Source organism: Raineyella sp. (genome assembly GCF_034933565.1).
Lineage (GTDB): Bacteria > Actinomycetota > Actinomycetes > Propionibacteriales > Propionibacteriaceae > Raineyella.
Map to the genome: position 1 here is coordinate 84,290 of NZ_JAYFNG010000006.1, position 22,295 is coordinate 106,584.

Sequence of the window (22,295 nt, forward strand, 5' to 3'; positions counted from 1 at the left end):
GTCTATCGGCCGCGCGGCCGGTTGCGGCTCCCGGCGCTGTGGGAGCTCCATTCCACGATGGACCAGTGGTCGGCCTGGGCGACCCGCATCAGCGGGACGTCCGGGTTGACCGCCACCGGGTTGCCGACCGCGCGCAGCATCGACTCGTCGGCGTGTGAGTCGGCGTACGCATAGCTGGCCGACAGGTCGATGTCGTGGGTCGCCGCGTAGTACCGCAGCCAGGCCGGGCGGGACTCCCCCACCAGCGGCGGGCCGGTCAGGTAGCCGGTGCAGCGGCCCTGTGCATCGGTGGCCAGGTCCGCCGCGACGATCTCGTCGAACAACGGCGTCAGCGGCCGGGTGAACGGCCGGATCGTGCCGGTGAGCAGGACCGTCACGTGCCCGGCCTCGCGGTGCTCGCGGACCCGGCGGATCGCCTCGGGGGCGAGCCGGTCCATGATCACCTCGGTGAGCTCGCGGTCGACGAAGTCCTCCAGCGCCGACAGGTCCGCACCGCGGTAGCGGCGGTAGAGCGCCCGCAGGAAGGCTCCCCGGTCGCGGTTCTCGGTCCACAGGTAGCCGGGCAGGTCGCGGATCAGCGCGGCGACCTCCCGGGCACGGCCCCACCGGTCCAGCTCGGGCAGCCGGGCCCACAGGTAGCTGCGGACGACATCGGAGTTGAGCACGGTGCCGTCCAGGTCGAAGGCAGCCAGGACGGTGCCGGGCTCCTTCGCCGGAGCGAGCTCGCGGTAGGTGGCCGGCCGAGCCTTGCGGCGCCGCTTGAGCTCCTCCATCCGACGCACCGGCTTGGTCACCGCCGGGCAGTGGATGCCCTCGATGTAGTCCTTCCAGTCGTACACCGAGGAATCGAAGGCGAACGCCTCGACGTCATCGGGGTCGAGCTGGTTGTGCAGGGCCAGGGTGTTGTCGTCGAGGTAGGTGACCTCGGAGCGCAGGTACTCCCCGTAGATGGTGAGGTAGCGGCGCAGGAAGGCGATCTGTTCGCCGCCCTTGTCGAGGTCGCGGGCCAGTCGGCGGAAGATCTCCACCCGCGGCGCGACCTTGAGGGCCATGTCGGCGAACTGGTAGGCCTTCGTCGAGGTGTTGAGCAGCTGGTCGACCCGCTGCGCGCCGGGGAAGCTCCAGGTCGGCAGGTGGGCTGCGCCGCGGCCGCCCGGGTTGAGCGGCTGCTCGAGGAAGTACGTACGGACGTGGTCGTACAGGTCGGCGAAGGTCAGCGGGTTCCGCGCGCCGGAGTTGACATGGTAGAAGACCGGCCGGCCGATCTGTGGCCGGGTGGCACACACCGCAAGGGTGGCGTTGACGACCATGTCGCACGGCACGATGTCGATCACCGAGTCCGGCGAGGCCGGCAGCTCGGGCATGTTGCCCTTGCCGTACGCCAGGATGATCGGGTCGGCCATCTTGAAGCCCTCGATCCACCCGGGGTACGGATACTTCAGCGAGGACTCCACGATCGCGGGCCGCACCACCGAGACCATGATCCGACCGCCCACGTCGGCGACGACGCGCTCCCCGAGGGCCTTGGTGAAGGTGTAGCAGTCCGTCCAGCCGAGCGAGCGGGCCCGTTCGGTGCCGGCCTCCACCAGCTTGTCGTGCACCCAGTCGCGGCGGCGCTGCTCGGTGTCGCGGGCGGTGGTGAGGTAACCGGCCTTGCGGTGCACCCGCTCGGCCTGGCGGCGCAGCCGGGTGAGCCGCTCGGGCGTACGCGACTCGAGCTCGATGGTCTCCTTGAGCTTGAGCCCCCACCGGGTCTCGGTGTCGTAGTCGATGTCGTGGACGTGCTGGGCCTCGGGGATCATCCCGCGGCGACGGCCCGCGGTGTACGCGGTGGACACGTGCACGTAGTGCGGCACCTTCGCCAGGGTGCCGTCCTCGGCGGTCACCGCGGCCAGCATCGCATCCATCAGCGCGCGGGTGCCGACGGTGTTGGTGGCGAACGCCTTGTCGATCGGCGGGTCGAAGGAGACGTCACCGGCGCAGTGCAGCACCACGTCCAGGTCGCGCGGCAGCGGGGGGACGTTCGGCAGGTCGCCCTCGATCACCTCGATCCGGGAGTCGACGAGCTCGGCCTTGCCGCCGGCCGCTGTGACCAGGGGCCGGAAGATCGGCTTGCCGACCAGGGTGATCACCCGGTCACGGGCCGAGGCGGAGCCCTTGCGGCGGACCAGGACGGCCGGGGTGGTGTCGGGCAGCTCGGTGAGGATCTTCCAGAGCAGCTGCTCCCCGATGAAGCCGGTCGCACCGGTCATCACGATCTTCTTGCCCGCCAGCAGGTCACGCAGGCGCCCGCCCAGCGGCGGCGGCCCGACGACCTCAGGGGTGTCGGTGGAAATCGTCAACGCGTCAGTCCTACTGCTCGAGGGCGGCCGAGATGCTGCGGGTGAGATCGAGGGCGTCCTCGACCGTGAAGTTGCCCAGGTAGAGCGCAGTGCCGACGATGACACCCTCGACGCCGATGGAGACCAGACCGGCCAGCTGGCGCAGGTCCTCCAGGCTCGAGACACCACCGGAGGCGACGACCGGGGACTCGGTGCGGGCGCAGATCGCCCCGAGCAGCTCCAGGTTCGGGCCGGACAGCATGCCGTCGGAGCGGACGTCGGTCACCACGTAGCGTCGGCAGCCCGCCTTGTCGAGCCGCTCCAGCACCTCGAAGACGTTGCCACCCTCACGGGTCCAGCCGCGCGCGGCGAGCCGATCACCCTTCACGTCCAGACCGATCGCCACCTTGTCGCCATAGGTGCGGATGACCTCGGCGCACCACTCCGGCTTCTCCAGGGCGGCGGTGCCGATGTTGACCCGGGTGCAGCCGGTGGACAGCGCCCGCTCCAACGAGGCGTCGTCGCGGATGCCGCCGGACATCTCCACCTTCATGTCGACCGAGCGGACGACCTCGGCCAGGACGTCGGCATTGTCCCCCTCGCCGAACGCGGCGTCGAGGTCCACCAGGTGCAGCCACTCCGACCCCGCGTCCTGCCACCGGGTGGCCGCGGCGACAGGATCGCCGAACCGCTTGTCGGTGCCGGCGATCCCCTGGACCAGCTGGACAGCCTGTCCGTGGCGGACGTCGACGGCGGGAAGAAGTTCCAAAGGCTTCACGGACCGTGAGCCTACCCGACCGCACAGCCAGTGACCGGCGGCAACCAGGCCCGGGCCCGAGGCCGGGATGCCCCGGTCAGAGGTGGATGAGGTGTTCGGCACGCCCGATGACCCGTGCATCGTGGGTGGCGATCACCGCGATGCCCCCACTGCGGCAGTGATCCGTCACGAAGTCGTTCAATCGCGTTGTGTTCTCGTCATCCAACGCGGACGTCGGCTCGTCCATGAGGAGTACGTGTGGCTGCCGCAGCGCCAGCCGGATGAGCGCGACCCGCTGTTGCTCGCCACCACTCAGGCGAGAGGCGGGTGTGGACAACAGTGCGATCGGCAGACCGAAACGATCGAAGACCTCCTCGAGATCGCTGTGGTCCCGCGAGAGTCGGACACCACCGACCTGGAGATTCTTGCGGACCGACCAGGACGCCACCAATCCGAAGTTCTGGAACAGAAACCCGACGGTCCTCCGAAGGAACCGCCGACGACTGCCGCCTCGCAATGTGGCCATGTCGGCACCGCAGACGACCAATTCGCCGCCGGTCATCTTCTCGAGGCTGCCGAGGCACTGCAGAAAGGTGGTCTTGCCTGCACCACTCTGGCCACACACGGCTGTCACCGTGCCCGGCTCGATCTCCACATCCAGGTCGCTCCACAGGACACGCCCCGGGTACGCGAACTCGAGATCGCGGCCCGTGATGCCCACGCCAGCCGTCCCGCTGTCGCCTTCTCGGCTACCCGATGCTCCACCCGGCGCGCGGGGAACCGTCGGCTGCGTCACATCCGCCTCGCGTTGCGTCATGAGATCACCAGGGCCTCTCGCCGCTCCTGCCTGCCGAGCAGCAGGAGAGCCGTCGTCACCGCCACCAGCGCGAGAGCGCCACCGACGCACACGATCCCTGCCGAGGTCGCCAACCCGAGGTCTGTCGTCAGGAGGTACGCCGCAGCCGGCACGACGACCAGACAGATTGTCAGGGTCAGATAGTGCCAGTGGATTCCCAGATAGCTGCGGCCTGTCGTCCACTGCAGGAAGATCGCCGTCCGATTCCGCAGCAGGTAGCTGGCGGACAGGATCAGCAGGGACATCGCGAGCACGACCACCACCACTACCACGCCGATGATGACGGCCCGATAATCGGCTTCCCTGTTGACCCGATAGAGCTCAGATGCGTCCGCAACACTCTCGATGTCGGCGGCTCCCGAGACCCCGTTCCGGTCCAGCAGGCTGACCAGGGAATCCCGATCGAAGAAGACGCCGCGACCCGCATAGAAATGATCCTCGAACAACCCGCCCCGAGCGTCGGTCACGACCATCACCGGATCGACCAGGTACATCGAAGACCCCGAAGCGGAGGTCTCCGAGGAGTTGTTGTAGTCGAGTCTGGGCACCACACCGAGATCGACGTCATCCAGCACCGTGAGCTGGGGAGTGACACGATCGGCGGGGTCTCGCAGCGATGCTTCGAATGACAGCCACTCGTGGGTGCGCGACATGATCTCCGCTCGCTCGCCGCTGCGATGGGATGGAATGAGGAGAGCGACGCCCCCCGCCGGTCGGGTGGCTTCCTCGACGCCGTGACGAAGACCCACGTCAGCAGCATCCAACGAGTCCAGAAAAGCGGTGTTGGCAACCATTGCGGTCGGTCGGTGCTTCTCTTCGAACCCACCCACCTCGGCTGCCCCGGTGACATCAGTGAAGAGTGCTCCGTCGGTCGACTCCGCCTGCCGGTAGGTGTCCGCCAGCCCCGCGTTCACCCGCTCAGCATCATCACTGACGACCGCGTATGTCGTGTAGGTGAACACCAGGTCGGGGTGTGCTGCACGGTAGGATTCCGCCTGCCGTTCCAGCTGGCGATCCTTCGAACGCTCGACCGCTTGCGTGGCTCCTGCCGACGCGATGATGGTCGTCCCCACAACGGCGATGACCGCAAGGCCCGCCAGCAGCGCTACCGGGCGCTTTCCGGTCACAATACGACCGATCGAGAGGCCTTGTACACCCAACCCGATGAGTGCCGATGCGGCTATCACGGCGCTGACCTGGATCAGGACGTGCACCGCCGAGATCGTGACGATCGACGCCCACCGATATCCCCCCGCCCAGACCAACGAATAGCCCAACAGCGCGACAGAGGGGACCAGCCCCGCCACCAGTGCGGGGCCGAGCACAGCGCCGACCTCCCTGCCCACGACCTTGGCCGCCGACATACCGGCCGACAATCGAACGCCGACGACCGCAAGACGTGTGCTGAGCAGATTCGCGGCGGCGAGGACCACCGTCGCCCACGCGATCATCACCGCACCGCCCAAGGGCTCCCGACCAGAGACACCGGCCACCTCACGACGGCCGGCGAGGAGGACACCGACCTGACATCGACCCCGAGAGCGGCAAGCGCGTCCATGACGATCCGCACCTGTTGCGCGGTGCCGTCAACGCCGAAGACCCCCAACAGCTGATCGCGCTCGATGGCATCTCCCGGATAGAGATGTCCGGTGTACCTGCCACCGAACGACGGGAAGGTGTGACTCCGGACGTCCCCGATGATCGATCCGGGATCCCCGGCGAACACAAAATGATCGGTGGTCCGAACGCCGTTCTCTGCCGAGGGCCAATCTTTGTAAATGTTGACTCGTTCCGCATGAGCCACCGTGTCCAGCGCCGTGGTGACCTCATGGAGCGAAACTTGACCCGGAAGTGAGTAAAGAGCCACCGCACGCGTTATTCCTTCGGAACCATAGCGATCTTCGTCGGTCAGGAACATCGCCGTCGACAGGAGAAGCGTCATTGAAAGCAGCCCTGTCGCCATCCAGAACAGCGCCGTCCCGAGTACAAGATTGTTGCGCACCCCGCACCCCCTCCGCCCACGCAGATCAGTGATCAGATCGACAGTGGATGCCGACTCCGTCTTGTGAATGCCGGCACCCGCTCCCAGAAATCAGGAGACTCGCGAAACGACATCTGCGTTGGCCGCGGCCGCACCTCCCACTGCGATGCCGACGGCTGCAACGGATGTAGCGATTGCCATTGCGATTCGATTAGTGGCTCACGCCGGCACCCCCGGAGGAGACAGCCCCAGTCAACACAAACAGAACGAAAAGTGCATTAACGATATCGCCTCCTGAATTTCTTTCGACGGCCGTTCAGCCATCCCTGATTGGATGCTATCTGCCGTCGCCTCCGCAGTGCGAGTCCTCACTAGTTGACATTGAGTCAACGATGGTGGACCCGTCCGTCCGCACCGGCACATCACGTGCGTTAAACTCCGCCCATGGGGGAGATGCCAACGAGGCTTTGGGCCCGGGCCGGATGGGGAGTCGCGGTTGCCACAATCCTCGGACTGAGTTCATTGCCCTTTCTGCCGCCGTTTGTCGATGACCCGGCCGCCACCGCGTTGGAGCTCGGCCTGAGCCTCGCGGGAGGGATGTCGATCGTCCATCCCAGGGTCGGCGCGGGCGCACTGGTTGCGTGCTGTGTCGCCGTGGCCGTCATCTTGCCCGGCGCTATTGGTCTGTCCGTCCTCGCTTTCGCGCTGGGAACCATGGCTCTCCTCGCCTTCGGCTCGATGGCGGTCGGAATGAGCTCCGGCCTGCTCTACTACGCGGTGCTGCTGGGCCTGAGCCTCAGCCAGGCGAGATCCACCGCCGAGGTGCTGCAAGCGATCGCGTTCTGGACAATCGTCTTCGGCGTTGCCATGGCGATCGGGATGGGGATCCGCCGTGCGCACGTGATTCGGCAGCGAGATGCACGAGCTCACGCGGCGGCCATGCGCGACGAACGTGCACAGATGGCGCGCCATCTCCATGACACGATTGTGCGGGCCACGGACCGAGCGGTGCGGCGGGCCGATGGCGCACGACGTCGTGGTGACGCCTCCGACCAGACTCTCGATGACCTGCAGTTCATCGCCGAGACCTGCCGTGCCGCGGTGGCCGACCAGCGGAGGCTGCTGGAGGTGCTCCATGCCGACGAGGGACTGGGGGCTCTGCGCGGACCCGCCCCGCGACCGGAGGTCGTTCTTGAGGCCGCGCTGGCTGCGCTGCGCGGCGACGGCTTCGACGCCCGTCTCCACTGTGCAGGCGAGCTCGTCGCCGTGGATGCGCTCCGTGCACAGGTCTTCGCCGATGCCGTGTCCGAGGCTGTCGCCAACGTCATGGCCCACGCAGACCACGACCAACCGGTGACGGTCGCTGCATTCAGCGATGGTGGAACCCTGCGGTGCGAGGTCCGTAACGGAGTTCTCGGACCCGCACCACCCGGAAATCGACACGGACACATCGGACTGGGAATCACCCGGGCCCGCCTTCGCCGAGCGGGCGGGGGGGCTGCGAAGCCACCCCGACGGTGGAGCCTGGGAGACTCGTGTGACCGTTCCCGCAGCACCCGCCGATTCGCCCGGAAAAGGCATGGGGTAGTGGGCACCATCAGAATCCTCATCGCCGACGATGATGCGCTGACCCGACGGTCACTCGTCGACATTCTCTCCGCAGAACCAGGCATGACCGTGGCGGGTGAGGCCTGCGACGGTGTCAACGCGGTGCGCTTTGTGGCCGAGCACGAACTGGATGTGATCCTGATGGACCTCCGGATGCCGGTGATGGACGGATTCGCCGCCACCCGGGCGATCCGTCAGGGGAACCCTCGCCTCCCCATCCTGGTCCTGACCTCGTACGACACCGACCGGGATGTCCTTGCGGCACTGGAGGCCGGTGCCTCGGGCCATCTGCTCAAGTCCGCCTCCCCAGCACAGCTCACCCGAGCGGTTCACCTCGCGGCCGCCGGACTGAGCGTGCTCTCCCCCGAAGCCGCCGAGGTGATAAGGAGCTTCCCGTCCCGCCGTCGCCCGCCGGCTCCGCGCGGTGCCCACGGGCTGAGTGAGCGTGATCGTGAGGTCGTCGCCGAGGTGGCGGCGGGAGCGTCGAATCGCGAAATTGCCAGGCATCTCGGTCTCACCGAGGCCACGGTCAAGACGTACGTGTCACGCATCCTCACGAAGATGGACTGCCGGTCGCGAACCCAGCTGGCCGTCCGCGCGCAGGAGCTACGGGTGGATCAACTACCTCAACGACAATAGGCATACCCTCAGTCGCGAGCGGTGAGCAGGTGCTGGCAATGGCGGATCCGGAAGGCAGACCAAGAAAGAGCGGCCGCAAGATCTCCCTGACCAAGCCGATGAGCGAGGCTGCTCCGCCGACCTCCCGTGGTGACGCGGGCCCTTGTCAGCCGACCGGCAGGCTCCCCAGCCAGTTGCGCAGCAGGTGCGCCCCCGCCTCTCCGGACTTCTCCGGGTGGAACTGCGTCGAGCAGATCGGCCCCGCCTCCACGGCGGCGACGAAGCGGTCGGACTCGTGGGTGGCGTACGTGACCCGGACCCCCGGCAGGCCCACCAGGGCCTCACCCGCGTGCACGCCGTACGAGTGCACGAAGTAGAACCAGGCGTCCTCGACCCCGGCGAACAGGACACTTCCCTCGGCCGGCTCCACGGTGTTCCAGCCCATGTGCGGCAGGCGCTTGGCGGCCAGCCGTTCCACGACGCCGGGCAGCACCCCGACCCCGGCACTGTCATGCCCGTGCTCGACGCCGGAGTCGAAGAGGATCTGGTGGCCGACACAGATGCCCAGCACCGGCCGGCCCGCGTCTGCCCGGGCCCGGATCACCTCATCGCCGCCGACGGCGCGCAGCCCGCCCATGCAGGCGGCGAAGGCGCCCACACCGGGCACCACCAGCCCGTCGGCCGCCAGGCAGGTGTCGCGGTCGGCGGTCAGCGTGACCTCGGCACCGTTCGCCGCCAGGGCCCGGAACGCCGAGCGGACGTTGCCCGAGCCGTAGTCCAGCAGTGCCACCGTCGGGCGTGTCCCGTTCACAGCGCCCCCTTGGTGGACGGCACGCCCTCCACCCGCGGATCGAGCGCCACCGCATCACGCAGGGCGCGGGCCAGCGCCTTGAACTGCGCCTCGACGATGTGGTGCGGGTCGCGGCCGGCGAGCAGCCGCAGGTGCAGGCAGATCTGCGCGTTCGCCGCGAACGTCTCCAGCACGTGGCGGGTCATCGACCCGGCGTACGGCACCGCGCCGTTCCCGCCGCCGATCAGCGCGTACGCCTGGCCGTCCGGCTCTCCGCTGACCACGGCGTAGGGCCGGCCGGACACGTCGACGACCGCGTGGGCCAGCGCCTCGTCCAGCGGGACGTACGCGTCGGCGAACCGCCGGATGCCCTTCTTGTCGCCCAGCGCGCGGAGGAACGCCTGCCCGAGCACGATCGCGGTGTCCTCGACGCTGTGGTGGGCGTCCACCTCCACGTCGCCCGTGGTGCGGACGGTCAGGTCGAACAGCCCGTGCTTGCCCAGCGCGGTGAGCATGTGGTCGTAGAACGGCACCCCGGTGCTGATCTGCGTGCGGCCCCGACCGTCGAGGTCGATCCGGACGAGGACGGCGGACTCGGCGGTCTCCCGGCTGATCTCGGCGATCCGACTGCTCATCGTCACTCCTCGCCGGCCGGAGCCGGTGTCTCGGCGGCGGCATCCGCCGGGTCCGGTGTGTCAGCGGGGACGTCCGTCGGCGCCTCGGTCATCCGCGGACAGTCCGGCAGGACCTCCAGCAGCGCGGTGCGGAAGGCGGCCATCTCCCCCGGCGTCCCCGCGCTCACCCGCAGCCAGCCCTCCGGGCCGACCTCGCGGATCAGCACCCCCCGGTCCAGCAGCCCGCGGAAGACGGCGTGCCGGTCGACGAACCGGCCGAACAGCACGAAATTCGCGTCGGTCGGCGCCGTCGCCAGCCCCTGCTCCCCCAGCCAGCTGACCAGATCGTCACGCTCGCGGCGCAGGTCGTCGACCCGCGACAGCATGTCGTCGGCGTGGTCGAGGGCGACCCTCGCCACCGCCTGGGTGATCGCCGACAGATGGTACGGCAGCCGGACGATCCGGCAGGCGTCGACGACGGCCGGGGCCGCGGCCAGGTAGCCGAGCCGGCCGCCGGCGAAGGCGAAGGCCTTGGACATGGTCCGGCTGACCACCAGGTTGGGGTGGTCGGGCAGCAGATCCAGCGCTGAGCGGGTGCCGGCCCGGGCGAACTCCTGGTAGGCCTCGTCGGCCACCACGATCCCGTCGGTGGCCTCGCACAACGTACGGATCACCGACAGGTCGGTGCTGGTGCCGGTCGGGTTGTTCGGCGAGCAGACGATGATCAGGTCGGGGCGCTCCAGCTTGATCCGGCGCAGCGTCTCGGCCAGGTCGAGGGTGAAGTCGGCACGGCGCGGCACCGTCACGTAGCGGCTGTGGGTGTCGCGGGCGTACTCCGGGTACATCGAGTACGTCGGCGGGAACGACATCACCACCCGGTCCGGGCCGGCGAAGGCCTGCATCAGCTGGACCATCACCTCGTTCGAGCCGTTGGCCGCCCAGATGTTGTCGACCGTCAGGGCGTAGCCGCCGCGGTTGAGGTAGGCGGCCAACCCGGTCCGCAGGCCGATCGCCTCCCGGTCCGGGTAGCGGTTCATCGACCCGGCGGCGGCGCTCACCGCGTCGGCGATCTCGGCCAGTACCTCGGCGCTCGGCGGGTAGGGGTTCTCGTTGACGTTGAGGCACACCGGCACATCGAGCTGGGGCGCGCCGTACGGCTCCTCCCCCACCAGCTCCGGGCGCAGCGGCAGGTCGGCGAGCCGGACGTCGGCCGCCGCCCGCCCGGCCGGCCGGGCCGTCGGGTCGGGGCTCACGCGCGACTCCCGTCGGGATCCTCGACCCGCACCCGCAGGGCGTTGCCGTGCGAGGGCAGATCCTCGGACTCGGCGAAGGCGATGACGTCCTTGGCCACCGCGTCGGTCGCACCCTGCTGGTAGCGGATCAGGTGCACCGCCCGCAGGAACGACTTCACGTTCAGCCCCGACGAGTGCTTGGCCCCGCCGCCGGTCGGCAGGACGTGGGTCGAGCCGGCCAGGTAGTCACCGAGCGACACCGGTGACCAGGTGCCGATGAAGATCGCCCCGGCATTGGTCACCCGCTGGGCCAGCGCGTCGGCGTCACGGGTATGGATCTCGAGGTGCTCGGCGGCGTACGCGTCGGCGACGGCCAGCGCCTGCTCCATGTCGCGGACCAGCACGATGCCGGACTGCTCCCCCTTGAGCGCCTCGTGGATCCGCGCGCTGTGCCGGGCCTGCGCGGCCTGCGCGGCGATGACGACATCGACCTTCCGGGCGAGCTCCTCGGAGTCGGTGATCAGCACCGAGCCGGCCATCGGGTCGTGCTCGGCCTGCGAGACCATGTCCGCGGCGACGTGGCTGGGGATCGCGCTGTCGTCGGCGACGATGGCGATCTCGGTCGGGCCGGCCTCGGAGTCGATGCCGACCCGGCCCTGGACGTAGCGCTTGGCCGCGGCGACGTAGATGTTGCCCGGGCCGCAGATCATGTCCACCGGGCGGCACAGGCCGTCGACGCCGTAGGCGAACATCGCCACCGCCTGGGAGCCGCCCACCGCGTAGACCTCCTCGACGCCGAGCAGGGCGCAGACGGCCAGGATGTTCGGGTGCGGCAGCCCGCCGAACTCGGCCTGCGGCGGGGACGTGACGGCGATCTGCGCCACCCCGGCGACCTGGGCCGGGACGACATTGTGGATCACCGAGGAGGCCAGCGGGGCCCGCCCGCCGGGGACGTAGAGGCCGACCCGGTTGACCGGGATCATCTTCTGGCTGATCACCGCGCCGGTGGCCACCTCGACGTCGACCTGCTGGGGGCCGAGTTCCTGGAAGGCGACGACCCGGCGCCGTTCGATGGCGATCTCGTACGCCTGGCGGACCAACGGATCGAGACCCTCGAGCGCCCGGTGGAGCGCCTCGGCCGGGACCCGGAAATGCTGCGGCACCACGTGGTCGAACTTCTCCGACAGCCGCTGCAGCGCCTCGACACCCTGGGTCGCGACGTCCTGGCAGACCGGCGCGACGATGTCGAGGGCTGCCGACACGTCGAAGGGGGCGCGGGGCACCATGGTGGTGTAGTCCACCTCGGCGTCCACCTGGTCACGAAGATCGACAATGTTCAGCACCCGGCTAGTCTACGGTCCGTGTTCATCGGTTTCGGCACCCTCGCGAATGTGGTCACCGTCCTGGTGGGCTCCTCCCTCGGCCTGTGGATCGGCACCCGGTTCCCGGAACGTACGCAACGTACGGTCACCGATGCGCTCGGACTGATCACGCTGCTGCTCGGTGCGCTCTCCGCCGCCGATGTGCTGTCCCCCGCCCTGCGCGAGGCCGTCGGACCCTCCGCCCCGGTGCTGATCGTGCTGGGCGGGCTGCTGATCGGCGGGGTGATCGGCTCGCTGCTCGACCTCGAGAACCGGCTCGACGCCTTCGGGCACTGGGTCCGGGCCCGCCTGGTCCCGGACCGGACCGATCCGGGAGCGGACAGCACGCCAGGGACCGGTACGCCAGGGCCGAGCGGGCCGGGATCGGTGGCACCGGGATCGAGCGCGCCGGGATCGGTGGCACCGGGATCGAGCGCGCCGGGGTCGGCGGCCGCCACCCGCTTCGTCAACGGTTTCGTCAGTGCCTCCCTGCTGTTCTGCGTCGGCCCGCTGACCGTGCTCGGGTCGTTGATGGAGGGCCTGGGCCACGGCCCGGACCAGCTCCTCGTGAAGGCCGTGCTCGACGGGTTCAGCTCCATCGCCTTCGCCGCGACCCTGGGGGTCGGTGTGATGGCCTCGGCCGGTGTGGTGCTGGTCGTGCAGGGGCTGCTGACCCTTGCCGGCTGGGCGATCGGCGACGTGCTGCCGCAGGCCCACCTGATGGCCCTGTCCGCCGTCGGCGGGCTGATCCTGGTCGGGCTGGGGCTGCGCATCCTGAACGCCCGGAAGGTGCCGGTGGCCAACCTGCTGCCGGCGTTGCTGATCGCCCCGCTGCTCGTGGAGATCGTCACCGTCCTGCGCTGAACCGCCCCGACGGCCGTACGCCCCGGACCGACGCGGGCCTCGAGGCGGGCCGCGACACCGGCCCAGATCCGGGCGCCGGATCCCACACCTTCACGGAACCTTCACGATCGGCCCACGACCTCCTCCACACGGGTGCGGTGCCATGGAATCAGGAACCCATACCAGGACCTGTATCAGGAGGACTCCGATGAGAACCACAGGCATCATCACCGGTCTCGCGATCGCCGCGCTCACCGTCGCGGGCGGAGGGCTCGCCCTCGCCGCCACCGGCTCCGCCGCGGCGGCACCGCCCACCGTTGTACCCCGGGCCACCACCGCACCCCGGGTCACCACCGCGCCCCGGGCCGGCACCACGGTCCTGCCGACCGCGCCGCTGTCCGACCAGGAGAAGGCCGACCTGCTGCGGATGGCGGACGAGGAACGGATGGCGAAGGATCTCTACACCGCCATCGCCGCGAAGTACCCCGACGCCACGACGTTCACCCGGATCGCGAGCAGCGAGCAACGTCACGAGCAGCGGGTGCTGGCACTGTTGGACCGCTACCAGCTCCCCCATCCCTCGGCGACCACCGGCACGTACGACAACAGGACCGTCCAGAAGCTCCACGACGACTGGCTCGCCCGGGCGCAGACCTCCGTGGGCGCTGCCTACCAGGTGGGCGTGGACCTGGAGCAGGCCGACATCGCCGACCTGCGGACCACGATCGACACGTCGGACAACGCCGATCTGGACCAGCTGTACGGCCATCTCCTGACGGCCTCGCAGCATCACGAGGCGGCCTTCACCGCCGGCCCGGACGGCACCCCCGCTCTCGGGCCCGACGGGCAGGGCGCCTGCAACGGTCAGGGCCCGATCGCCATCTCCGGTCGCCAGGCCCGGTCATCATCGCCGGGGCAGCATCAAGCGGAAGGTCGCGCCTCGGCCGGCACCGGGTGAGGTCGCCACGACATCCCCGCCGTGGGCGCGGGCGATGCTGCGTGAGATGGTCAGCCCGATCCCCGAGCCGGTCCCGGTCCGCGTGCCGGTCGCTGTGGCGGGCACCCGGTAGAACCGCTCGAAGACCCGGGACAGGTCCTGCGGCGCGATGCCACAGCCGGTGTCCTGCACCGTGACGACCGCCTGCCCGGCCTCGACGCCGACCCCGAGGGTCACCGTGTCGCCCGGCGAGCACGCGCGCAGGGCATTGCCGAGCAGGTTCGTCACGACCTGGCCGATCCGGTCGGGGTCGACCGTCACGGTGAGCGGTGGCACCGGTGCCAGGGCCAGGTGCACCCGGGCGTCGTCGAACTGGGGGCGCAACCGGTGCGCTGTCTCCGCGACGAGCGCCGCCAGGTCGACGGCCGTCGGAGCCAGGGACAGTCGTCCTTCCTCGGCCCGCGACAGCGCGGAGAGGTCCTCGGCCAGGCGGCGCAGCACCCGGGCCTCCTCCGCCACCGCCGTCAGCCGGGCCGGTGTCGGGGTGAAAACGCCGTCGATCATCCCCTCGACGTAGCCGTCGATCACCGTCAGGGGCGTGCGCATCTCGTGGGCAACCTCACCGATCAGCCGGACCCGGCGCGCCTCGGACTCCTGCAGCGCCCCGCCCAGGGCGTTGATGTCCTCGGCCAGTCGGGCCAGCTCGAGCTCCCGGGGGACCGACACCCGGGTCGCGTAGTCGCCACCGGCGAGCGCCCGGGTCGTCGTACGGACCCGGTCCAACGGCCGCAGCAGCCTGCGCACCATCAGCCAGGCCAGCAGTGCCGCGACGACCACCGCCGCCACCAGGCCGATGACAAGAGCCTGGTTGATCGCCGCGTCGAACGCCGCCAGCAACACCCGTCCCCGGCCGGCGTTGACCGAACCCGCCCCCGCCCCGGCGCCGACCCCGGCACGCCGGGCGAAGTCCGCCGGTGCCAGCAGCCGTACGACCAGGAACGCCGCCCCGGCCCCGACCACGGCCACCGCCAGATGGGACAGCAGCAGGCGGGTGCTCAACCGGTCGAAGAAGCGTCTCACCGCGGCCTCGCCACACACTTGTAGCCGACACCACGTACGGTCGCCACGAACCGTGGAGACGCCGGATCATCGCCCAGGGCAGCACGGATCGTCCGGACATGGACGTCGACGATCCGTTCGTCGCCGAAGAAGTCCCCACCCCAGACGCGCTCCAGCAGCTGGCGGCGGGAGAAGACCCGTCCCGGCGCGTCGCCCAGTGCGGCCAGCAGCTCGAAGTCGAGGGCGCTGAGCTCCACCACCCGGCCGTCCACCAGGACCTCATGGCGCCCTCGGTCGATCACCAGCCCCTCGAACTCGCGGCGCTCGTCCTCCAGGTGGTCCTCGTGGTGGGCGTTGTCGGGATGGGCATCGCCCGTCGGACGGCGGCGGCCGCGGCGCAGCACCGCCTCGACCCGGGCCACCACCTCGCGGGGGCTGAACGGTTTGGTGATGTAGTCGTCCGCGCCCAGGCGCAGTCCGACCAGCCGGTCCAGTTCCTCGGCGCGGGCGCTCACCACCAGGACGTACGCGTCGGTCGAGGCGGAGAGTTCCCGCATCACCTCGAGCCCGTCGCGGTCGGGCAGGCCGAGGTCCAGCAGCACCACGGCCGGCTCCTGACGGCGCGCCAGGTCGAGCGCCGTGGCGGCGTCGCCCGCCTCGATCACGTCATAGGCGGACGCCTCGAGATACCCGCGCAACACGTCACGGATCGCGGCTTCGTCGTCCACCACCAGGACACGCGGCGCCATCCGACTCCCCTTCCGGTCACCGCCAGTATCCCAGCCGGGCATGATGCCCGCCGGGGTGTCGACGGTGGGAGGATGGCGACCATGGCCAAGCACGCGAAGAAGGCCCACGAGGCGACCGGCACCCCCGCGCTGCAGGCGGTGGTCCGGGCCGGCATCCCGCACGTCCTGCACGAGCACGCGACCGACGTGCACGGCGCGGGCGAGATCGGCCCCGAGTCGGCCCGGCAGCTGGGGGTCAGCCCGGACCGGGTGTTCAAGACGCTGATCGCCGATTGTCCCGGCCGGCTCGTGGTGGGGGTGGTCCCGGTCAGCCATCACCTGGATCTGAAGGCGCTGGCGCGCAGCGTCGGGGCGAAGAAGGCCCAGATGGCCGATCCGGCCCTCGCCGAGCGCTCGAGCGGCTATGTCGTGGGTGGGATCTCACCGCTGGGGCAGCGTACGGCCCTGCTCACCGTCGTGGACGACTCGGCGATGGCGCAGGAGACGATCTTCGTGTCCGCCGGGAAGCGCTCACTCAAGCTCGAGATCGCCCCCGGCGACCTGGTCGGGCTGCTCGGCGCCCGGGTGGCCACCATCCGGACCCTCGACTGACCCGTCCCCGGCGACCGGCCCGTTGTCGCCGAGGGGCCCGTTGTCGGCGAGGGGCCCGTCTCCGGCGGCGTCCTGGCTGGCCGCGGGACCCGACCCGGCCGGTTCCGGGGCGAAGGCACTCCACAGCAGCACCACCAGGACCGCGGCGAACGGCCACGCCAGCACCGCCACCGGGGCGTTCAGCGCCAGGTCGACCGGCTCGGTGCGGCCGACCGTGGCCGCGGCCAGCCGTTCCTGCAACGGGACGGCGCCGACGATCCCGGCCCCCCAGGCCGCCAGGCCGGCGAGCACCGGGCCGATGACCGCCCAGACGACCACCCACCAGCCCCGGCGGTGCAGCAGCACGGCGGCCAACAGACCGAGCACCAACCCGCCGATCAGGGCGATCACGGTGTAGCGCGCGTCGGCGGTGAAGAGCCGGGTGAGGGCGAGCTCGCTGATCACCGCCTTGCCGTCGAGCCCGACCGTGTAGCCGGGCAGCGGGGTCGTCGTCCGCCAGACGACGCCCCCGACCACCCCGACCAGCAGCGCCGACAGCACGTACGCCACCACCGGCGCCGACCGCCGGGCCCGCGCCGGACGATCCGTCGTGGAGCGGTCCTGGGTGGAGCGATCCGGGCGATCCGGTACGGAGCGCGCCGGCCGCGCACCGGCCGTCATCCGGCGGCACTCACATTGGCCGGGCCCAGCAAGGCCTTCAGATCGGCCATCACCGACACCGACGCGTCGACCCGCAGCCCCGGCTGGACCCGCCAGACACTTGTTCCGCTGCTACCACGCAGCCGGACCCGCACCTCGGTGGCGCCCGGGTGGGCGGCCAGCACGTCGCGCAATTGCTCGATCCGCGGCGGGGTGCAGCTCACCGCCGGGATGGTGATGACGATCGGGCCGTGCGGATCGTCGCTGATGTTGGGCAGCACCACCTCACGGGCGAAGATCGACACCGCCTCCTCCTCGCGGCGGACGGTGCCCTTGACCTGGACGATGGTGTCCGGCGCCAGGATCGGCGCGACGAGCTGGTAGACCTTGTTGAAGCACTTCACCTCGATGGAGCCGCCGAGGTCCTCGACGTAGATCAGCGCCCACAGGTCGCCGCGCTTGTTCTGCTTGCGCACCACCTGGGTGATCATCCCGGCGATGGTGATCTGCTCGCCGTCCTTGGGGCCGTCCTCGTCGAGGACCTGCTCGACGCCACTGTCGGAGAGCCGGGCCAGCACCGGTTCCATGCCCTGCAACGGGTGGTCGGAGACGTAGAGGCCGAGCATCTCGCGCTCGAAGGCGAGCTTGGTCCGCTTGTCCCACTCCTCCACGTCGGGCACCACGACGGCGGTCGGGTCGTCCTCGACGGTCTGGTCCCCGAACATCGCGAACAGGTCGTCCTGGCCGTTCGCCTCGTTGCGCTTGCGACCGGTGATCTTGTCGATCGCCTCCTCGAAGCACTCCATCAGGGCGCGCCGGTGGTGGCCCATCGAGTCGAAGGCGCCGGCCTTGATCAGCGATTCGATCAGCCGCTTGTTGCAGACGGCCAGCGGCTGCTGGTCGAGGAACTCGTTGAACGACCGCGCCCGGCCGCACTCCTGGCGGGTGGTGATGATCTCCTCGACGACGTGCTCGCCGACGTTGCGGACGGCGGTCAGCCCGAAGCGGATGTCCTCCCCGACCGGGGTGAACTGGGCCGCGGACTCGTTGACGTCGGGGGGCAGCACCTCGATGCCCATCCGTCGGCACTCGCCGAGGTAGACCGCCATCTTGTCCTTGTCGTCCTTGACCGACTGCAGCAGCCCGGCCATGTACTCCACCGGGTAGTTGGCCTTGAGGTAGGCGGTCCAGTACGAGACCAGCCCGTACGCCGCGGAGTGGGCCTTGTTGAAGGCGTAGTTGGAGAACGGCAGCAGGATGTCCCACAGCGTCTGCATCGCCTCGGCGGAGTAGCCGCGCTCCAGCATGCCGTTCTTGAAGGTCTCGAACTGGGCGTCCAGTTCCTTCTTCTTCTTCTTGCCCATCGCCCGCCGGAGCATGTCGGCGCCACCCAGGGTGTAGCCGGCCAGCTTCTGGGCGATGGCCATCACCTGCTCCTGGTAGACGATCAGGCCGTACGTCTCGCCGAGGATGTCCGCCAGCGGCTCGGCCAGCTCGGGGTGGATCGGCTCCACCGGCTCCTTGCCGGTCTTGCGCCGGGCGTACTTGTTGTGCGAGTCGGCGCCCATCGGGCCGGGTCGGTAGAGCGCGCCGACGGCAGAGATGTCGTCGAAGCAGTCCGGCTGCATCGAGCGCAGCAGCGCCCGCATCGGCCCGCCGTCCAGCTGGAAGACGCCGAGGGTGTCACCGGCCTGCAGCAGCTCGAAGGTCTTCGGGTCGTCCAGGGTGAGCTGCTCCAGCACGATCTCCTCGTGCCGGTTGAGCCGGATGTTCTCCAGCGCGTCGGCGAGGATGGTGAGGTTGCGCAGGCCGAGGAAGTCCATCTTGATCAGGCCCAGCGACTCGCACGACGGGTAGTCGAACTGGGTGATGATCTGGCCGTCCTGCTCGCGCTTCATCAGCGGGACGACGTCCATGATCGGCTCGGACGACATGATCATCCCGCAGGCGTGCACGCCCCACTGCCGCTTCAGCCCCTCCAGGCCCATCGCGGTGTCGACGACCTCGCGCACCTCCGGCTCGGCGTCGTACAGCGCGCGGAACTCCTGGCCCTCCAGGTAGCGCTCGTGGCTGTCGTCGAACAGCTTCTGCAGCGGGACGTCCTTGCCCATCACCGGGTCGGGCATCGCCTTGGTGATCTGGTCGCCCAGCGAGTACGGCTTGCCCAGCACCCGGCCGGCGTCCTTGACCGCCTGCTTGGCCTTGATGGTGCCGTACGTGACGATCGCGCTGACCTTGTCGGCGCCGTACTTGTCGGTGACGTACTGGATCACGTCGCCGCGGCGCCGGTCGTCGAAGTCGATGTCGAAGTCGGGCATCGAGATGCGCTCGGGGTTGAGGAAGCGCTCGAAGATCAGGCCGTGCTGGATCGGGTCCAGCTCGGTGATGTGCAGGGCGTACGCGCACATCGAGCCGGCGCCGGAGCCACGGCCGGGGCCGACCTTGATGCCCTGGGCCTTGGCCCACTTGATGTAGTCGGACACCACCAGGAAGTACCCCGGGAAGCCCATCTGCTTGATGACGCCGATCTCGTAGTCGGCCCGGTCGCGGACCTCGGCGGTGATCCCGTCGGGGTAGCGGTCGTGCAGGCCCTGGTTGACCTGGGCGATGAACCAGGACTCCTCGGTCTCCCCCGCCGGCACCTCGAAGTGCGGCATGAACTTGCCGATCGCGTTCTCGAAGCCGATCTCGCAGCGCTCGGCGATCTCCAGGGTGTTGTCGCACGCCTCGGGGAGCTCGCGGAACAACTCGCGCATCTCCCGGGGTGACTTCAGGTAGTAACCGTCGCCGTTGAACCGGAACCGGTTGGTGTCGGCCAGATGCGCGCCGGCGGAGACGCACAGCAGCGCGTCGTGGGCGTGCGAGTCGTCCTGGGAGACGTAGTGCGAGTCGTTGGTGACGACCGGTGGCAGGCCCAGCTCCTTGCTGATCCGCATCAGGCCTTCGCGGACCCGGGTCTCGATGTCGAGCCCGTGGTCCATGATCTCGACGTAGAAGTTGTCCTTGCCGAAGATGTCGCGGAACTCCGCCGCGGAGGCCAGCGCGTTCTCGTACTGGCCGAGCCGCAGGTAGGTCTGCACCTCACCGGACGGACAGCCGGTGGTCGCGATCAGGCCCTTCGCGTAGCGGTGCAGCAGCTCCCGGTCGACGCGCGGCTTGTAGAAGAACCCCTCGATCGAGGCGTACGACTCCAATCGGAACAGGTTGTGCATGCCCTCGGTGGTCTCCGACCACAGGGTCATGTGCGTGTAGGCGCCCTTCGCCGAGACGTCGTCGCCGGTGCCGTCACCCCACTGCACCCGCTTGCGCTCCGAGCGGTGCGTCTTCGGGGTCATGTACGTCTCGCACCCGATGATCGGCTTGACGTCGTAGTTCTTCGAGGTCTTCCAGAACTCGTACGCGCCGAACATGTTGCCGTGGTCGGTCACCGCGATGGCGGGCATGCCCAGGTCCTCGGCCCGCTTGAACATGTCGGGCACCCGCGCGGCACCGTCCAGCATCGAGAACTCGGAATGGACGTGCAGATGGACGAACGAGTCGTCGAGGGAACCGGCCATAGGGCGGCTGCCACCTCCTGGGGTGATGTGCGGACGGGCAGCCACCAGCGTAGCCCGGTAGACTGGTGGTCCCCGTCCTTGAGGAGCACCGGTGTCCGAAGCCCCGATCGGCCCGTCGTCAGGGCCGCGTGTCCAGGCCGAGACGGAGCGCAAGTTCACGCTCCTGCCCGGCGCCCGCGTGCCCGGATTGGCGGGCTTCGCCACCCTGGGCGAGGCGACCGTGCACCACCTGGATGCGACCTACTTCGACTCCCCCGGCTACGAACTGAACCGCGCCCGGGTCACCCTGCGCCGCCGGACCGGGGGCAGCGATGCCGCCTGGCACATCAAGCTGCCGCCGGTGGACGGCACCCGCACCGAGTTGCACGTCCCGCTGGACGCCAGCCCCGACCCACTGCTGGTGCCGCGCTCGCTGCGGGCCGTGATCGGCGAGCGGGTCGGCCCCGTTGCGCTGGTGCCGGTCGCCCGGCTGCAGACGGTCCGCACCGTACGGATACTGGCCGATCCGCAGACCGGCACCCCGCTCGCCGAGCTGGCCGATGACACCGTGACCGCGACCCGGCTGGCGCTGCCGGGCACCCCCGGCCAGGAGGCCACCTGGCGGGAGATCGAGGTCGAGCTGCTCCAGGGCGACCGGGCCTTCCTCGACCGGGTCACCGAACGCTTCCAGTGGGCCGGGATCGTGCCGGCCACCTCGCCGGCCAAGATCAGCCAGGCGCTGGGCGACGCGCCGGCGCGGGCCGGCGCCCATGTGCCGTCCCCCACCGACCCGCTGTCGCTGACCGTGCTCGCGGCCCTGGCGACCCACGTCGGGGTGCTGCAGGGCAGGGAGGAGGCGGTGGCCGTCGACGCCGCGGACGCCGTTCACAAGGCCCGGGTCGCCTCCCGCCGGCTGCGCAGCATCCTGCGGGTCTTCGGCGAGCTGTTCGAGACCGACGCGGTGCGTACGATCCGCGAGGAGCTGCAGTGGTACGCCACCGAGCTCGGCCATGCCCGCGACGCCGAGGTGCAGAAGGCCAGGCTGCTGGAGCGACTGGACGCACTGCCGCCGGAAGCGGTGGTCGGGCCGGTCCGGGCCCGGATGGAGCGCGAGCTGGAGGCCACCCACCAGCAGGGCCTCGCCGGGGTGAAGGCCTGCCTGGCCGACGAGCGCTACACCGCCCTGATGGTCTCGCTGAGCCGCTGGCTGACCGACCCGCCGCTGGTCCGGGTGGCCGACGCGTCGGTCGCCGAACGTGCCGTCCCCCTCGTCGACCGGGCGATCCGGCGGGTCCGGCGGGCGTACGCGACGGCGAAGACCTCCGAGGGGGTCGAACGGCTCGCCGCCCTGCACGAGGTGCGCAAGAAGTCCAAGGTCGTCCGGTACGCCTGCGAGGCCCTCACGGACGTGTACGGCGAGCCCGCCGCCTCCTCGGCCCGGGACTGGGAGGCCGTCACCGAGGTGTTCGGCGAGATGAACGATGCCGTGGTGGCCCGGCAGCGGCTGCTGCAGCTGGCCGAGGCGGCCGCGGCCGCCGGCGAACCGACGTTCACCTACGGCGTGCTGTTCGGCACCCAGCTCGGCGACCTGGACCGCGAGCTGCCGGCCGCCCGTGCCGCTCTGCGCCGGGCCGTCCGCCGCGGCCCGGACAGCTGGAAGGGCTGACCAGGACACCTGGGTCCGCCGCCCCTGAGCCCCGAACAACCGGTGTCCCACAGGCACCCGGTCCCACAGACACCGAGGCCCCCGGAACCGTGTCGGTCCCGGGGGCCTCTGCTGCGTCCACGTCGGCGTAGCGCGGT

General features: G+C 69.9%; 18 protein-coding genes. 5 read left to right on the forward strand and 13 right to left on the reverse strand.

What is annotated here, in order from left to right; translation table 11 throughout:
* Positions 1-2 precede the first annotated feature (2 nt).
* The 5 genes from VB059_RS02075 to VB059_RS02095 form a co-directional block, all read right to left on the reverse strand.
* Positions 3-2,342, reverse strand: a complete 2,340-nt coding sequence (locus VB059_RS02075) for an SDR family oxidoreductase (protein WP_323420357.1) — start codon at positions 2,340-2,342, stop codon at positions 3-5.
* A 10-nt stretch (positions 2,343-2,352) separates the two neighbouring features.
* Positions 2,353-3,099, reverse strand: coding sequence for a bifunctional 1-(5-phosphoribosyl)-5-((5-phosphoribosylamino)methylideneamino)imidazole-4-carboxamide isomerase/phosphoribosylanthranilate isomerase PriA (gene priA, locus VB059_RS02080; protein WP_323420358.1), 747 nt, complete (start codon positions 3,097-3,099; stop codon positions 2,353-2,355).
* A 76-nt stretch (positions 3,100-3,175) separates the two neighbouring features.
* Positions 3,176-3,895: an ABC transporter ATP-binding protein gene (locus VB059_RS02085; RefSeq protein WP_323420359.1), complete on the reverse strand. Its 720-nt coding sequence runs from the start codon at positions 3,893-3,895 to the stop codon at positions 3,176-3,178.
* Entirely contained in the window at positions 3,892-5,388 is a 1,497-nt protein-coding gene (locus tag VB059_RS02090) for a hypothetical protein (RefSeq protein WP_323420360.1), read from the reverse strand. The genes VB059_RS02085 and VB059_RS02090 overlap by 4 nt, the downstream gene beginning before the upstream one ends.
* Positions 5,385-5,936 carry a hypothetical protein gene (locus tag VB059_RS02095; protein ID WP_323420361.1) on the reverse strand — a complete coding sequence of 184 codons (552 nt, stop codon included), beginning with the start codon at positions 5,934-5,936 and terminating at the stop codon, positions 5,385-5,387. The genes VB059_RS02090 and VB059_RS02095 overlap by 4 nt, the downstream gene beginning before the upstream one ends.
* A 423-nt stretch (positions 5,937-6,359) precedes the next feature.
* On the opposite strand from VB059_RS02095, the gene VB059_RS02100 reads away from it, so the two are divergent.
* Positions 6,360-8,162, forward strand: a complete 1,803-nt coding sequence (locus VB059_RS02100) for a response regulator (protein ID WP_323420362.1) — start codon at positions 6,360-6,362, stop codon at positions 8,160-8,162.
* 145 nt (positions 8,163-8,307) lie between these two features.
* On the opposite strand, the gene hisH is transcribed toward VB059_RS02100, so the two are convergent.
* Genes hisH through hisD form a run of 4 tightly spaced genes read right to left on the reverse strand, consistent with a single transcriptional unit; the run spans position 8,308 to position 12,120 of the window.
* A complete protein-coding gene (gene hisH, locus VB059_RS02105; protein ID WP_323420363.1) occupies positions 8,308-8,952 on the reverse strand; it encodes an imidazole glycerol phosphate synthase subunit HisH in 645 nt (214 codons plus the stop codon).
* On the reverse strand, positions 8,949-9,566 hold the full coding sequence (hisB, locus tag VB059_RS02110; protein WP_323420364.1) for an imidazoleglycerol-phosphate dehydratase HisB: 618 nt from the start codon (positions 9,564-9,566) through the stop codon (positions 8,949-8,951). Before hisB ends, hisH begins: the two co-directional genes overlap by 4 nt.
* Before the next feature lie 2 nt (positions 9,567-9,568).
* Positions 9,569-10,798, reverse strand: coding sequence for a histidinol-phosphate transaminase (locus VB059_RS02115; RefSeq protein ID WP_323420365.1), 1,230 nt, complete (start codon positions 10,796-10,798; stop codon positions 9,569-9,571).
* Entirely contained in the window at positions 10,795-12,120 is a 1,326-nt protein-coding gene (hisD, locus tag VB059_RS02120) for a histidinol dehydrogenase (RefSeq protein WP_416339474.1), read from the reverse strand. Before hisD ends, VB059_RS02115 begins: the two co-directional genes overlap by 4 nt.
* A gap of 18 nt (positions 12,121-12,138) precedes the next feature.
* Between hisD and VB059_RS02125 the strand changes: the two genes are divergently transcribed.
* Together VB059_RS02125 and VB059_RS02130 are read left to right on the forward strand one after the other, a co-directional pair.
* Positions 12,139-13,002, forward strand: a complete 864-nt coding sequence (locus tag VB059_RS02125; protein WP_323420366.1) for a DUF554 domain-containing protein — start codon at positions 12,139-12,141, stop codon at positions 13,000-13,002.
* A 187-nt stretch (positions 13,003-13,189) separates the two neighbouring features.
* Positions 13,190-13,939 (forward strand): DUF2202 domain-containing protein, encoded by a 750-nt coding sequence (locus VB059_RS02130; protein WP_323420367.1) that lies wholly within the window; start codon positions 13,190-13,192, stop codon positions 13,937-13,939.
* On the opposite strand, the gene VB059_RS02135 is transcribed toward VB059_RS02130, so the two are convergent.
* Both VB059_RS02135 and VB059_RS02140 read right to left on the reverse strand, forming a co-directional pair.
* The gene (locus tag VB059_RS02135; protein WP_323420368.1) at positions 13,886-14,998 is read right to left on the reverse strand and encodes a HAMP domain-containing sensor histidine kinase; all 1,113 of its coding nucleotides are present in this window, start codon (positions 14,996-14,998) and stop codon (positions 13,886-13,888) included. The genes VB059_RS02130 and VB059_RS02135 overlap by 54 nt on opposite strands.
* Complete coding sequence (locus VB059_RS02140; RefSeq protein WP_323420369.1) at positions 14,995-15,726, reverse strand: response regulator transcription factor; 732 nt, start codon at positions 15,724-15,726, stop codon at positions 14,995-14,997. The genes VB059_RS02135 and VB059_RS02140 overlap by 4 nt, the downstream gene beginning before the upstream one ends.
* Positions 15,727-15,807: 81 nt before the next feature.
* Between VB059_RS02140 and ybaK the strand changes: the two genes are divergently transcribed.
* Positions 15,808-16,317 carry a Cys-tRNA(Pro) deacylase gene (gene ybaK / locus VB059_RS02145; protein ID WP_323420370.1) on the forward strand — a complete coding sequence of 170 codons (510 nt, stop codon included), beginning with the start codon at positions 15,808-15,810 and terminating at the stop codon, positions 16,315-16,317.
* Here ybaK and VB059_RS02150 read toward each other — a convergent pair.
* A complete protein-coding gene (locus tag VB059_RS02150) occupies positions 16,237-16,977 on the reverse strand; it encodes a hypothetical protein (RefSeq protein WP_323420371.1) in 741 nt (246 codons plus the stop codon). The two genes, ybaK and VB059_RS02150, sit on opposite strands and share 81 nt — an antisense overlap.
* Complete coding sequence (gene dnaE / locus VB059_RS02155; protein ID WP_323420372.1) at positions 16,974-20,513, reverse strand: DNA polymerase III subunit alpha; 3,540 nt, start codon at positions 20,511-20,513, stop codon at positions 16,974-16,976. Before dnaE ends, VB059_RS02150 begins: the two co-directional genes overlap by 4 nt.
* 91 nt (positions 20,514-20,604) lie before the next feature.
* On the opposite strand from dnaE, the gene VB059_RS02160 reads away from it, so the two are divergent.
* Positions 20,605-22,158: a CYTH and CHAD domain-containing protein gene (locus tag VB059_RS02160; RefSeq protein ID WP_323420373.1), complete on the forward strand. Its 1,554-nt coding sequence runs from the start codon at positions 20,605-20,607 to the stop codon at positions 22,156-22,158.
* Positions 22,159-22,295: the final 137 nt, after the last annotated feature.